Origin of the sequence: Bacillus sp. SA1-12, from assembly GCF_000981385.1 — a bacterium.
In the GTDB taxonomy this organism is placed as follows: Bacteria; Bacillota; Bacilli; order Bacillales; family Bacillaceae; genus Metabacillus.
In genome coordinates this window covers 48662-62593 of the sequence record NZ_LATZ01000016.1, presented here as the reverse complement: position 1 = coordinate 62593, position 13932 = coordinate 48662, and the positions used below count along the sequence as shown (strand labels likewise).

Annotated in this window: 11 protein-coding genes, 1 pseudogene and 2 riboswitches; of the genes and pseudogenes, 2 read left to right on the top strand and 10 right to left on the bottom strand. The window is 33.0% G+C overall.

The genetic code is table 11. The annotated features are described in order from the left end of the window. The first annotated feature begins 266 nt into the window (after window positions 1-266). Window positions 267-2180 carry a sigma-54-dependent Fis family transcriptional regulator gene (locus WQ54_RS11475; RefSeq protein WP_046516515.1) on the top strand — a complete coding sequence of 638 codons (1914 nt, stop codon included), beginning with the start codon at window positions 267-269 and terminating at the stop codon, window positions 2178-2180. Between the two features lie 195 nt (window positions 2181-2375). Further along, window positions 2376-2454: riboswitch (ZMP/ZTP riboswitch) on the bottom strand. A 90-nt stretch (window positions 2455-2544) separates the two neighbouring features. On the opposite strand, the gene WQ54_RS11470 is transcribed toward WQ54_RS11475, so the two are convergent. The 5 genes from WQ54_RS11470 to WQ54_RS11450 all read right to left on the bottom strand — a co-directional run bounded on the left by WQ54_RS11470 (window position 2545) and on the right by WQ54_RS11450 (window position 6250). Then, window positions 2545-3003 carry a peptide-methionine (S)-S-oxide reductase gene (locus WQ54_RS11470; RefSeq protein ID WP_046516511.1) on the bottom strand — a complete coding sequence of 153 codons (459 nt, stop codon included), beginning with the start codon at window positions 3001-3003 and terminating at the stop codon, window positions 2545-2547. 8 nt (window positions 3004-3011) lie between these two features. Next, a riboswitch (SAM riboswitch) is annotated at window positions 3012-3127 on the bottom strand. 175 nt (window positions 3128-3302) lie between these two features. Beyond that, window positions 3303-3752, bottom strand: coding sequence for a S1 domain-containing RNA-binding protein (locus tag WQ54_RS11465; RefSeq protein WP_046516508.1), 450 nt, complete (start codon window positions 3750-3752; stop codon window positions 3303-3305). Between the two features lie 205 nt (window positions 3753-3957). Continuing rightward, the gene (gene sigH, locus WQ54_RS11460) at window positions 3958-4605 is read right to left on the bottom strand and encodes an RNA polymerase sporulation sigma factor SigH (RefSeq protein ID WP_046516507.1); all 648 of its coding nucleotides are present in this window, start codon (window positions 4603-4605) and stop codon (window positions 3958-3960) included. A 591-nt stretch (window positions 4606-5196) separates the two neighbouring features. Next, window positions 5197-5391, bottom strand: coding sequence for a YwbE family protein (locus WQ54_RS11455; RefSeq protein WP_046516504.1), 195 nt, complete (start codon window positions 5389-5391; stop codon window positions 5197-5199). A 322-nt stretch (window positions 5392-5713) separates the two neighbouring features. Continuing rightward, window positions 5714-6250, bottom strand: a complete 537-nt coding sequence (locus WQ54_RS11450; RefSeq protein ID WP_046516502.1) for a DinB family protein — start codon at window positions 6248-6250, stop codon at window positions 5714-5716. Window positions 6251-6601: 351 nt separating this feature from the next. Here WQ54_RS11450 and WQ54_RS32565 point away from each other — a divergent pair. Beyond that, window positions 6602-6789: pseudogene (locus WQ54_RS32565) on the top strand (small, acid-soluble spore protein, alpha/beta type). A gap of 174 nt (window positions 6790-6963) precedes the next feature. Here the strand turns inward: WQ54_RS32565 and WQ54_RS11445 are convergent. The 5 genes from WQ54_RS11445 to WQ54_RS33545 form a co-directional block, all read right to left on the bottom strand. After that, complete coding sequence (locus WQ54_RS11445; RefSeq protein WP_046516500.1) at window positions 6964-8043, bottom strand: Gfo/Idh/MocA family protein; 1080 nt, start codon at window positions 8041-8043, stop codon at window positions 6964-6966. A gap of 883 nt (window positions 8044-8926) precedes the next feature. After that, window positions 8927-9253 carry an IDEAL domain-containing protein gene (locus WQ54_RS11440; protein WP_046516497.1) on the bottom strand — a complete coding sequence of 109 codons (327 nt, stop codon included), beginning with the start codon at window positions 9251-9253 and terminating at the stop codon, window positions 8927-8929. A 413-nt stretch (window positions 9254-9666) separates the two neighbouring features. Beyond that, a complete protein-coding gene (locus WQ54_RS11435; RefSeq protein ID WP_046516495.1) occupies window positions 9667-10683 on the bottom strand; it encodes an SGNH/GDSL hydrolase family protein in 1017 nt (338 codons plus the stop codon). 711 nt (window positions 10684-11394) lie between these two features. Further along, window positions 11395-13593 (bottom strand): helix-turn-helix domain-containing protein, encoded by a 2199-nt coding sequence (locus WQ54_RS11430; protein ID WP_156177887.1) that lies wholly within the window; start codon window positions 13591-13593, stop codon window positions 11395-11397. Between the two features lie 157 nt (window positions 13594-13750). Continuing rightward, window positions 13751-13888, bottom strand: a complete 138-nt coding sequence (locus WQ54_RS33545; RefSeq protein ID WP_156177885.1) for a hypothetical protein — start codon at window positions 13886-13888, stop codon at window positions 13751-13753. Window positions 13889-13932 lie beyond the last annotated feature (44 nt).

The following is a 13932-nucleotide window of genomic DNA, read 5'->3' as shown; positions in this document are numbered from 1 at the left end:
TCATACTTCACAGTACACCTAAATTCATAGCAAGAATTGTGCCAACTTACAAGCATTGAAATCAATGGTTTATAGTAATTAAACCGCTCGAATAGACAACAACTGCTTCATCAAATCACTACAATCGTTGCAACAATACGCCACAATTGTGGCATTCCATTCATACTGGACATCAGATAAAATAGAGTTAGTTCTTAATTGATTACTAGATAGTATGCTTTAACAATTGGTTGAAATGAATCTACAATAAGGAGGAGCAATTAACTTTGTCTAAAATAGCTTTTATTGCCCCAGACAAGCAATTATTTTTACAAGGTAAGAAGATTATCCATGAACTCGGCTTAGAAGATAAAGTTGATGTCTATTTAGCAAGATTGAAAAGAGCCATTAAGCTGGCGAAAAGATTGGAAAAGGAAGATGTAGACGTTATTGTTTGCAGAGGGGGCACAGCCAGATTAATTATGGAATCTGACATTAGAGTCCCTGTTGTTGAAATCGCTATCACAGGGCAGGATATAGCTCAAGTATTTCACGAAAGTAAAAAACGAACAGGGTTGAACAACCCGAGAGTATCTATTCTAGCTTTTAAAAATATGGCCTATGATATCGAAGTACTTTCTACTATTTTAGATGTTAAACTTGCTATTCATCCTCTCGATCGAATAGAGGATATTCCTTCAAAAATAGAGCAATTAACAAAAACTGATGTCGATATTGTGGTGGGCGGGATAAAAACGGTGATCCTGGCAGCCAAAAAAGGATTTAGGACTCTTCGGATATCTTCCGGGGACTTTTCAATTCGGGCAGCATTCCTTGAAGCGCAACAAATATTATTAGGCCGAAAAATTGAAAAAGAACGCGCTCAAGAATTTAAAGCATTAGTCGACTACTCTATACAAGGAATTATTAGCATTAATCATGAACAGTTCATCAAAGTATTTAATCCTGCTGCTGAACGATTGTTAAATGTCTCAGCTAAGGAGATGGTTGGGCAAAAGATCAGTTCTGTACTCAGCTTTATTAGTATCGAAGAATGTTTAATTGAGGGAAAGGAATCCATTGGACAGATTGCAAAATTAGCTAACAAATGGATGATGTTTAATCATGCTCCCATCATCGTAGATAAAAAAATTATCGGTGCTATCATAACCTTCCAGGATGTTACACGTATTCAAGAGATGGAAGCTAAGATCCGTAATGAGGTACTATTAAAGAAATTCCATGCAAAATATCAATTCTCCGACATAGCGGGAATCTCCAGTGAGATGATGGAAACGAAAAGAATGGCTAAACAAATTGCTTTAGTTGATACGACTGTTCTGATTTCAGGTGAAAGCGGGACCGGAAAAGAATTATTTGCTCAGAGTATTCATAACAGTAGCCAAAGAAAGAATGGACCATTTGTAGCGATTAATTGTGCAGCATTGCCTCCCAACTTGCTTGAAAGTGAATTATTTGGCTATGTAGAAGGCGCCTTTACCGGTGCAACAAAGAAAGGGAAGCCAGGTTTATTTGAAATGGCTCATAAGGGTACGATTTTTCTTGATGAAATTTCAGAAATGGATCAGTACGGCCAAAGCCGCCTCCTTAGAGTGCTGCAAGAGAAACAGGTCATGCGTCTCGGAGATGACAAATATTTACCCGTTGATGTAAGAATTGTTGCTGCGACCAATAAAAACTTATTCGAACAAATTCAAAAAGGTCATTTCAGGCAAGATTTGTTTTACAGATTGAAAGTATTAACAGTGAATTTACCTCCATTGCGTAAGAGAAATGGGGATATCATATATCTCGCACAACACTTCTTAGAACATTATAGAAAACTCTATTTAAAACAGATTGATATTACTCAAAAGGCATATGAGAAACTTCATCAGTATAATTGGCCGGGGAATATACGAGAATTAATGTATTTTATTGAAAGATTAGTAGTAATAGCGAAAGAAAACTTAATTACAGAGCATGAAATAGGAAAATACTTTGATGAAGTGGAGTTTGGCCTTGGAGAATATGATTTAACAGAAAACACTCCTTCCCCGTCAGAAGAAGACATAATTATTTCCGCGTTAGCTCAATGCAATTCAAATATAACACGTACAGCGAAATTATTGGGGATCGACCGAAGTACACTCTATCGGAAGCTGCGCAACTATAAAATTGAGGTAAAGAAATCATATTAAGTTATTACTTCAGGAGGTAATAAAGAAGTTTGGTGCAAATGCGTTTGAAGTAATATACAGATTTCTAATCGAATATGTTTATTACTTCAAACCAGCACAATCTAAGTTTTTTTGTATAGCTTAAACAGATACTGTATTGCTAGTCATCTTATCAACCCTCGATAATAAAAAAAGCATATAGGAATAAAATCCCAAATGCTTTGCCCAGGCGTACGGCTATATAAGTATGTACTCCATCATTGTTAACCACGTTACGCCAGTTAAACATACCGATCTCCAATAATAAAACTTTATTACACAATTAACAGAATAGTGAGACTGCTCATTTTAGAAAATATCATTATAATCCTAATGTTAAGTTTTTTTATAATATTAATTTTATCTCTTCTAAGCTACTAAAATGTTCCCATACAGGAGTAATTTCTGTAATAATTTCATGTTTAAATATTAGTTTTAGTTCATTTTTCTTTTGTTTTGCAACCTTTAATTGATTAACATTAGAAAAGAAAATGAATGAATGATTTTTAAATTGCTGACCTTCTCTAAAAGTTGGGTCATGTAGGTCAAAAAACAATTCTACTAAATCCTTATAAGATATTTTCCAGGGATTAAACCATATTTCTACTATATTTACATTCGCCCCTTTTAGATGACCAATTTGAACATATTCAATACCGCGAAGACATGTGATAAAAGCTTTTTGACTAAAAAATTCGCTTGCACCAAAAACTGCTCTCTCCATTTCATTTTGCTCCTTTGAGCGATAAGCCTTCTTTCCGTAAAAAAACCTCTCTTTGATTAAAAGAGAGGTTGGTATTATCAAATACATTCCTCTCATCTTTCAAAGGTAAACACCTTTGCAGGAATTAGCACCGTTCAAGTCAATATTTTGACTAGATGGTTGCCGGGTTTCATCGGGCCTGTCCCTCTACCACTCTGGATAAGAAGTTTATCGCTATTTATTTTTTTGTTTAACTTTTATTGTTACTAACAATATCACCCATTTATCTAAAATTCAAGTAGTATCTTTTAAAAATATATTAACCTTATTGTAAAGGTAATTGCCAATTTAACAGGCATCTCATAACTAAAAATCATCTGTTCCAGCAAAAAAGGAGAAAGTTACCCGCGTCTCCCACCTCTACCGCCCCTTTTAGTTTCAGTGCTTCGTTTCAAAGAAGTTAAATTCTCTTCGCTAGTCTTTAAAAAGCGAGCCATTTTATCTTCAAAGTTTTCCTTTGGTTTGAAATTGCCTTTTGGACGAAAACCCTTGGAATGCATATCATCTCTCGCCTGACGAGGTAGGCGTTTGGAATAAGAAGAGGTTTGCCCTTCAGGTCTATCTACAGCCTTTTTGATGGATAGGGCAGTTTTCCCATCTTTCTCACTAATCACTTTTACTTCCACCTGGTCGCCTACTTTGAGATGGTCATTAACATCTTTTACATAGCTATCCGCAACCTCGCTAATATGTACAAGACCTGTTGACCCCCCTGGTAATTCTACGAATGCTCCAAAATTAGTGATACCTGTTACTTTACCTTGTACCTTGCTGCCTACTTCAATTGACATAAAATATTGTTCCCCCTCAATAATTAAAAACACTTTATTATAACATAATAAGATTTCAATTAGATTTATTTTCCTACCACCTGTTATAATAAGTCATTCTAAACAACAACACATTTCTTAATAAGCATTCGTTTCCATCCAATAATTCTTCCCTGCGCCCATATAAAAAACCGTCAATCGACAGTCCTGTTCAGTTATATTCCGATTAGATAGCCTTTCTTATCTCCAGATGTCGTTCCATTTTTCTTTTTACTCGTTGAAGAGCATTGTCAATTGACTTTACATGTGTGTTTAGTTCTTCGGAAATTTCCAGATATGATTTTCCATCTACATATAAGGTCAACACTTTTTTTTCCAAATCGCTAAGCAATTCTGATATTTTAAGTTCTATATCAGTAGCATTTTCTTGGTTAATAATCAATGCTTCGGGATTCGTTATATTTTCTCCAGATATCATATCCATAAGAGTATAGTTTGACTCCTCATTACAAAAAGGCTTGTCCAGTGAAACATACATATTTAGAGGTCCGTGCTTTTGACGAGTAGCAGTTTTGATTGCTGTTATTATCTGTCTAGTAATACATAGTTCAGCGAAAGCGTAAAAAGAGGCCTTCTTGTCCTCTTTAAAGTCACGAATAGCTTTATATAAACCAATCATTCCCTCTTGAACAAGATCTTCTTTATCTGCACCAATTAAAAAGTATGGACTCGCCTTCATACGAACAAAATTTTGATATTTATTAATTAAAAATGCCAATGACTCGCCATCTCCACTATGAGCCAACTCTACCAAAACTTTATCTTCTAATTTAGCATAATTTTCAATTAATTGAACTCCGATGTTTACACCCACTCAAAACCCCTCCTCTAAACTCATTTGAGTTTTTGATGTTTAATAAACTGACTGACTGTTCTTTTCCTTATGGCACCTAAACAAATATAGAAGAAATGATGTCTTATTATTAAGCATCAACTACAGGTTATATGGAAGGTAAAAAGCGCACAGTGTTAAAAACTGGCGCTTGATTAATTCACTTAACCTCTTAATCATTTTGCTATCCAATTAACAGTATAAATGACACTAAATAAAAACGTTGTCGAAATATAACAGTGTTAACAAAAAATCTGCCTTTCCATGATTAAAATATTACCGAGTAACTACTTTTCGTTCGTATTGAAGAGACGTTAACTCAATACTCTAATACATTAAATAAGACGCTATCCTATTGCAGGATAAGCGCCATTGTGTCAAGTAAACTCATTACTCTTTGATTATTTTATATTCGTATAAAAATCTTTCAACACCAGGATACAACCGATAATACCGTGTGTTTTATCTATTCAAGAATAGCGCTTCGATTGTTGAAGATAGATAGTTGCCCAAATAGTACAGAAGTTATTTTTCTAAAAACGGATTGTACAAAAAATGATGAATTACATCTGCTTAGTTTACAATCTCCTTCACTCTACCTACGATACCGTTCTCTAGCATTACCTTAATACCATGTGGATGTGTATCAGAATTTGTCAGTATTCTTGAAACTACACCTTCTGTTAATTTTCCAGAGCGTTGGTCTTGTTTTTGCACAACTCTTACTTTTGTTCCTTGTTTGATATTTTCTCTTTTCGTTCCTGACATAGTTTATATCTCCTTTATTACTTTAAGTATAGCAAAATTATTATAGGTCACTTAAAAATTTACAGTATAATTAACCTAACATGTAATTTAAGAAATAATGATATTCATTTTTATAAAATAGCCTTAAATAAGGTTTCCCCCCAGCCAAATTCCATTGCATCTTTCATTGATATACTACCATTACTGAAACCGTAAAAATATTCAATCCATATTGTTGTTTTGAAGTCTCTTTGTCATGCCTATTTTTATTGTAACATTACTTATTAATCAATATTAAACCAAAAGTTTTGACTTATATTAGCTGGTATAGTGGAAGATCAAATTATTCTCGCTCCTTTGGCCAAGAGCCTTGTTGTTTGCGAATTAATACAATTTGCCCTATATGGTATACGTTGTGCAAAATTTGACGAGCCAGACCCCCAACAAGTTCCTCGTCAAGCTGACTGTCATTAACTTGTGCTAGTGAATCTCGCAAATTTTCACATATTAGGCGTGTTTCTGCTATGACTGCTTTCCATTTTTCAGAATTTGCTGGTTCCCCAATATCTCCAAATGTATTCTCTGCCAAGACTGCCTTCCATTTTTCAGAATCTGGTTCCCCGATATCTCCAAATGCAGCCTTGTTATTAGATTCCTTTTTTCTAGGCGTTGTGCAATTGATTTGTCTAACAAGTAGGGCGTTATAATAATTTAGATGGTTCACAGTTTGCCAAATTGTATTCCCTCCTCCAGGGGGTTGCCAGCTTGCATCTGTGGAATTCAAACCCTCAAGAGCAGATTCTAAAGGTAAAAACCAGGTCTCAGTATCCCAACAAAAGTCATATTCCATGCGAAAAATATCCATCAGTTCTAGGTTCATTTGCTTTCTCCCCTCACCTTTAAGTTATTAAAATCCAGATATTAGGTATAGCTAAAATATTATCACAGGGATTGGTCGGTTTCTCAAAACAAGAAACAACTCCCTTGACAAACCCAGTCATTGAAGATGTTATTCTACAATCTGGTCCTTAATGAAAAATAAGCGCTTATCCTTGTTCCAGGATAGCGCCCTATATTATTATGCGAAATAATTTTATTTTAAATTAAAGTTTGACTAAAAATAGTATTAATATAAATCATCATAAAAGACCTCTCTACATTTTGAATAATGATGCTACCGTTAAGCAAGCTTATATAAGCTTACTCTTATAAACTTAAAGGTGATGATTTTATAGCACAAAATAATAGCAACAATCAATTAGTTGTCCCCGGTGCTAAACAACCTATTGAACAAAGAAGTATGACATCGCATCAGAGTTTAGTGTTAACCTTGTTGCAGAAACAGAAACAACACCAAGGTTAAACCGTTCAGTTTGCGGAGAAATTACGAAACGCCTAGTTGCTATAGCTCAACTCTAATTATTAGTATAAAAATATAGGAGGAGAAAAAACTTCTCCTCCACTTATGTCTTTTTAAGATAAAAATCTGTATCTGCCTTTTTAGTGAATAAGATAAAACGGGTTAAAAAAATTACCTATTAAACTATTTAGATTTGATACAGATTTAGCTTTGTCTTTAGTACACACTATTAATTACGTTATTACATAGTTTTCTTTTAAGGCATCGATTATTTGGCTAAATAATCTTAAATCCTCCTGATAGTCTTCTATGGATGTTTTCGGTACTATATCTTTTGTGATAACATCGTATAGATATTCCAGTTCATGTGTATAAGGATCTTTGAATGTCGGACGTAAAACAGACTCATGATAGGTTTCATCGATGGTTTCATTCACAATTAAAGTCGTTGGTAAATGGCGAATATATGGTGTGTCATATTGAACTTTTACCGTTTTCGTTTGGCTATATACTTCAATATGTGCATCGAAACGCCTTTGATTGTCCACGCCTGTTTCGAATGCAGCATAAAAACCTTCATATTCAAAAATCGCGTGTATATTCGATCCCCAATGCACAGCAGATACCACTCGTTTTGGGATACCGATAAGCTCGCGCATAGCGGATAGATCATGGCTGCTTAAGCCGCATAATAATCTGTATGTATTGTATAGTTCATCTGGAACATCACCTATCGCTTTTTTGACCATGAACCTTCCTCGGTTTGCCTTTTCCTCTATTGCCTCCTTTGGAATATCCTGAAAGCGAAATACATGACTAGTTTGGTCGATCATTAAATGATTTTGCCCAATGATATCTCGTACTCTTACATACTGAATCTGATTTAACTTTTTGACTTCCTCAACAGCCTGAATAAATGCTGGGGCATATCGCCGCATGTAGCCTACCATGACTTTCACGTTCGCTTCATCACGTGCTTTGATAATGGCATCAGTCTCTTCTAGATTTAAACAAACGGGTTTTTCCACAAACACATGCTTCTTATTCTTAATCGCCGATAACACACAATCTGTATGGTATTCATCACTATTTAACACCATGACAAGCTCTAAATCTTTTTGCTGTGTTAGTTCCTCTGCATCTGTGTATAGATGTTCAACTTGATACTTTTCACCTATGACCTGCAGTAACTGTTCGGAAATATCACAGAGGGCTGCTATTTCAAATTGATCGGACAAATTCTTTAATATTGGCAAATGAATAATCTGTCCTACTTCACCTAAACCAATGACACCAACTTTTATTTTACTCATACATGACCATCCTTTCATATAATGTTCAAGTACTTTGTTATCAATCGTTTATTTATCATGTAACCAATGCTTAAGGCGTAAGATGATTTCCTTTATGTCTTCAGTTGGGCAATAATAGAGATCATATTAGTTACATAACTCAACAATTTTATGTGGTATAAAGGGCAATGAAGCTAATCTTATGTTATTCCAGCATCAAAGGAATCATTGGATATTTAGCTAAGTTCTTAGCATTGTTATATATCCAATCTATGTTATCTGTTTTTTTCAAGCAAACTCCAATAAATCTTTACTAACATCTATTTTCTGTTACTATTGCTCCAAGTCAATGTAAGCGGTAACAAAATTCTCCTTGACCACAACCTAAATCACAAAATTTTTAATATTGAAGGATTAGGATATTTATTTAATTTTTTCTAATACGAATGGATAAGAGGTTTAAAATAATTCTTGATTTTTTCTTACATCATCTTATTGTTTGGGACACATCCTCCCCCTTCCTACTAATATATTTACTTATTTCAATAGTTAACTCAAAAAACCTTTTATTTTATATTATTTCCTGTTCACCCGGTTTAATTAGTAAGTTCATTCCCAATTAATGGCTAAATTTATTAAATACTCTTACTCCATAAAATGGCCCGATTGTACCGCAAGGATTAATATCATATTTTTACAAAGTTTGGTAATTTTTCATATAAAAAGCTACCCATTAAAAATGGGTAGCAAGTAACAAAAGTTATCTGAAAACAATTTATTATTTTCCATATACAATGCCAGAAGGTTATTCGTATTTCACATTAACATACAATAAAATTTACCTGTTTTTATGCCGGTGAACAAAGTAGAATAAGTATGTTTATTATTAAAAGGTAAGAGAGAATTACATCATAAAATAAAATGGTTTACAATCATTTGCAATGTTTAGTCTTTCCTTTTGTAAGACTAATAATCTACTAGACAAATCAACAAACCAAATCTTATCACGTGTATCTAAGGCTAAATTGATAAGAAAATACAATTCATCTTCATATGGTTTAAAGTCTACAGGTGCATGTTTTAATTCGTTAGTCGATACATAAATGCTGTGGTTGATCTTAACGCCAATATCATTTTTCAAGAATCTTACATAGTAGTTATTTTTGTAAACAGATACTACAAACCCCGTTTTTCCACTTGTATCTTTGACCCAATCTCCAATTGAAAACATGCTTTTCACCCCTTGGAATTTCGTATTAAACAGGTGCAAATTGGCCCTTTATTCGCTTATTGTAGTTGCAACTAGCAGAAATATTCTAAGGTGGGATGCACTATTTGACTGTAATAATTTAATAACTGTCTTTTTTTGAAATACCCCCCAATAAATAAGAATCATTTTTGTAAAGGTACAAGATCAAGCCTCAATTCACCCTAGTTGTTACCTCTTGACCTAGTGCAGCAATTTTCCCAAAGTGTTCACATCCTAAAAAATAAATAGAGCTGGTAGAATCAACTTTACTTCCTCAATACAAAAAGTAGAAATTCTATTGAGATATTACTTTGAGTTTTAGGCTTTGGAATATTACTTTCTTTATTTTTAAGGATAAAATAGATTAAATCCTGAAGTAAAGACACCTTACACCTTTATTCTACATCCTCGGTAATGACCGCCGGTTCGACGCTAACTTCTTCCATGTTCTCTAAGATCCGCTTTGCAATGAGTTTATATCCGCTAGTGTTTGGGTGGAATTGATCATCAGATAATAACTCAATATCAGAATGACTAAATAAATCAGAGATTGGAATATAATTTACATTATCAAATTCCTCTGTAACGGATTTACTAGATTCATTCCAATCGTTAACGATCATTTGTAATTCTTCAATATCACCAAAATAACGATCAAACGGATTATAAAAACCAACCAAGTAAATATTTGTGTTTGGATTAACTTCATTGATCTTATTAAAGATTGCTGTTAATCTCTCAAGATATTCGGGTTTTTCTTGATTAAAAAGTTCTATATTAAGATTGGTAAAATTGGTTCTGACAATCTTCATAATGTCGTTGGCGCCAATTGTAATGATAACAATATTAGCCTTTTGAATAGATTCTGCAACCTCTTTCTTTTCTAGGCGTTTTAATAATTGGTCTGTACGGTTTCCTCTTTTCCCATAGTTTTCAATAGTAATATTTATGTTATTATCTTCAAATGTGTTATTTAAGATCCCGACATAACCGCCGCTTTCTGTTTCATCTCCTATGCCTTGGGTGAGGGAATCACCAATTGCTACAACCTTTAAATCCTTTTTGAATAATCTTATTACACCATCTACTGCTTCCCTAACCGTTTCCCTGACATCTTCAGTAATTGTAATAAGTTTATTATCTTCGCTATCTGCTACTTCTTCCTCTTCATTATCTTCAATATTACCAGAAACATCCTCAACCTGTTCCTCTTTCTCAGGAGATTCATCTTCAGCAACAGTTTCTTCTTTCTTTTGAGATTTACCTGTCATTTCATTAGAATCTGCCGCACCATTTAACGATACTTCTACATCTACCTGTTTTGTTTGATTAGAGTTTGAAAGAAATAAGTATAAGCTAAAACATATTACTAGCAAACTAGCAATAATGATCGTTACTTTCAATCTCCCCATATTTAACCACACCTATCGATTTATCGAATTGTTCAACTATAAAAAAAGAAAAAAGCAACCTAAAATAATATAACATTTTATATGTTTCCTTAATTGTACTATAAAAGCTTACATACACTCTTGGGATTATTCACCATTAATAGGCAGATCACATAGTTTTGGTAATCAAACCAACACTTCTATTTTCATTAATACCCTTAGTTTTGTATTTTATTAACTAATAAAAAATTCACACATGAAAATAGGAACTCTTGCTCGTATGGTAATTCTTAAAAAGGAGCTGAATTTTATGTAATCTGATTTAGAAAAAAAATTTCCCGTAGCTATTTTAATACCTATACACGGTAAAAAGTCCTACACTTAAAGGAAAAATACATACGGAGTGACAGAAAGTGTTCTTTGCTTTCTGATCAATTCGTAGTGGAGACCTATATAAACCTTCTATCTAAAACCTTATTTCAAAAGAAAAAAGCTAGCCTAAAGGCTAACTTGTATATTCATTAAAAAAATCAGGAATGAACAAAGGGTATACCTATAATGAGTATCTAGTTACTAAATTGAAAAATAGGATTGTCCAAATTGAATATTCTTCTCATTTTATTTTTAAATTCATTGCTTCGCAGAAAATCAGGTGTACGAATGTTTGGAGGATGTTCGTTATACATAAAAAACGTTAATTCTTACACATCTTTTCTCTAAACAATTTTATCATTAGTTGAACTTTTTCCGATATTGCCCAGGGGTCATTCCTTCACTTTTTCGAAATGACCGAATAAAAGAAGCAGAACTGTTATAATGGAACCTCTCAGCAATTTCCGATATTTTAATATTTGTTTCACTTAGTAATTTCTTAATCTGATTAATTCTATATCGCATTAAATAATCACTAAAACTAGAACCTGTTTCTTTCTTAAAAACTCTACTAACATAGCTGGGATGAAAATTAATTTTTGATGCAACGTATTCAAGTGTAATATCTTTATAAAATTCATCTTCTATAATTGACAAAACACTCTCTGTAATATTCGTTTGCTGGTTTGTTCTTATCTCATAATATTTGTCGATTATGGGTGGGATAATGGATTGATTAAACCAGTCTTCAGCCTCTTGAACCGTATTGAAACTGAATAATTCATCAAATACCATTGCTTTACCGAATAGTTGATCTGGGGATTCATCTGCTTCTTGTACAAGCTCCAATATTTTAGCCAATAATTGGGCCAATATGGTTTGGCAATTATGAAAGGGTATATTAAATTTCGTCATATAAGAAATGAATTCCTTTAACAATTTTCTAGATTCTTCTTGATTGGCACTTTTAATTGAATCAAGAAGCTCTAATGAAACTTGCTTTGGATAATTACACTTCAAAGTTTGGTTCCCTGTAATATCATCAACATGTAAGATCACACCAGGTTCTAAACGATGTCTATACTTGAGCGCTTTTATAGCCTCCTCATATCCTTGTGCGGTTTTTTCCAGTTGATCGTATGTACGACCAATTCCAATACTAATTTGTAAACCCAGATGTTTTAAAACAAGAGTTTTTATTTTGGAGGCAACGCTATAAAAATACTTTTTCTGATCAACAGAATTTTTTTCATTACTTAATAGGATGGTTACTTGGTAATCATTTAAAAATACAGGGCTAAAATGCTTATCCTCAGCGATTGTATTACGAACAATATTATTAATGGCAAATAAAAGTGATTCTTTGTCATCACTTTGATAGTTTGTATTCTCCAATTGATCTATGTTAATGATGACGACAGCTAACGCATGCCAGGATGTTGGAAACTTCAAATTCACCAGCATGCTATCTTTCTCATTTGATTTTACTTGCCCCAAAAGTAATTTTAGAACGAAGTATTCCCTTAAATGGTTCAATTGATTATTTATTCTGTGTTCAAGCTGCAAATTACTGCTTTTAATAGAATGTATTTTTCTTTGGATACAATCAAATTCATCTTTTGAATCTGTATCATCCTCAGTTAACGAAACAACCGATTTATATACATTATGAATCGGGTTGTATAAGCGGCGTGACCATTGAAGTGCAATAATGCTGATTATGATAATAATAACGATACAATAAATAACAGTATACCAAGCAATGTCTTTGGATTCTTTTGTAATAGCTTCTATCGGCACAACTGACAAATACGTCCATTGATTAAATGTAGATTTACTATAGTTGATGCCAACGCTTTTACCTTTAAGTTTAGTTGTAAAATAACCATTAGTGGCATTGCTATTTTTAATTTTATTTATTAAATCATTAAATAAAAAAGGGGACTGTTTAGATGAATTATTTGAAATTAACTTATACTCCTTGTCCAATACAACTATTTCATTTTTCTTGTTTTTTTCATTGATAATTTCTGTAATCTTTTCATTAGTAATGGTAACAATTATTAAGCCTTTTGGATTTTTTGAAAGCAATGGAATTTTTTTAACTAGTTTAATCGATTGTCCGTTTTCATCTGAAAATGTAAGCCAATCTGATGAATGGGGAGTTCTAGCTATTTTTAAATAGTGTTTTCTATAGTCTTCTTCCTTAAGTTGACTAAGACCTTTTTTATCTATTAACCATTTTTCATCATGATTCACCAATTCCAAATTATGATACCAAATTTTATCTGTTATAAATTTTTTCATAACATTTGCAAGGGTTCTATATTCGATAAAGTCTTTTGGTGTAATGCTTTTTTGAAAATTGGAAGTAAAATCAGGTGACAAAATATTTGCGTTTACTTTTGTATCTAAGACCTCTAACTGATGTTCAACTCTCATTTGAGTTTGTAATAAAACTTGCATATTTTCTTTGGCAACTTTTTCTTCGATATCAGCCGACGCTTTCGTATACGATAAAATTCCTATTATAATGACTGGTAATGTTGATAATATCAAACTATAAATAAACAGCTTTTTATAATACCTATAATTAATGTTATTAATGGAAGATCCCCCCAAAAAGCTAAAATGGTCTCAATATTCATCACTCACATTCATGTATTCCGCTTTGTTTTTTATGTGTAGGTTTTTCCTCTGGAATAAATCGATTCCTTTATGTGTGGCATTCCTTGTCATTTTGCTGATTACCTGTACTTCGATTTTCAGAGCAAGCACCAAAGGCCAACAAGACAGACGTTTTTAACATCCCCATCACGTTAAACGCTTTTTCACCATCTACCTCCTTATACACGAGAATTTGCGCCCATAATTATTCCTTGAGCCCTAGTTAAACTA

Coding starts and splice junctions, on each gene's coding strand:
- WQ54_RS11465 (WP_046516508.1), bottom strand. CDS start 3,752: ATGTCAATTGAAGTAGGCAGCAAGGTACAAGGTAAAGTAACAGGTATC.
- WQ54_RS11455 (WP_046516504.1), bottom strand. CDS start 5,391: ATGTCAGGAACGAAAAGAGAAAATATCAAACAAGGAACAAAAGTAAGA.
- WQ54_RS11450 (WP_046516502.1), bottom strand. CDS start 6,250: ATGAACCTAGAACTGATGGATATTTTTCGCATGGAATATGACTTTTGT.
- WQ54_RS11445 (WP_046516500.1), bottom strand. CDS start 8,043: ATGAGTAAAATAAAAGTTGGTGTCATTGGTTTAGGTGAAGTAGGACAG.
- WQ54_RS11440 (WP_046516497.1), bottom strand. CDS start 9,253: ATGTTTTCAATTGGAGATTGGGTCAAAGATACAAGTGGAAAAACGGGG.
- WQ54_RS11435 (WP_046516495.1), bottom strand. CDS start 10,683: ATGGGGAGATTGAAAGTAACGATCATTATTGCTAGTTTGCTAGTAATA.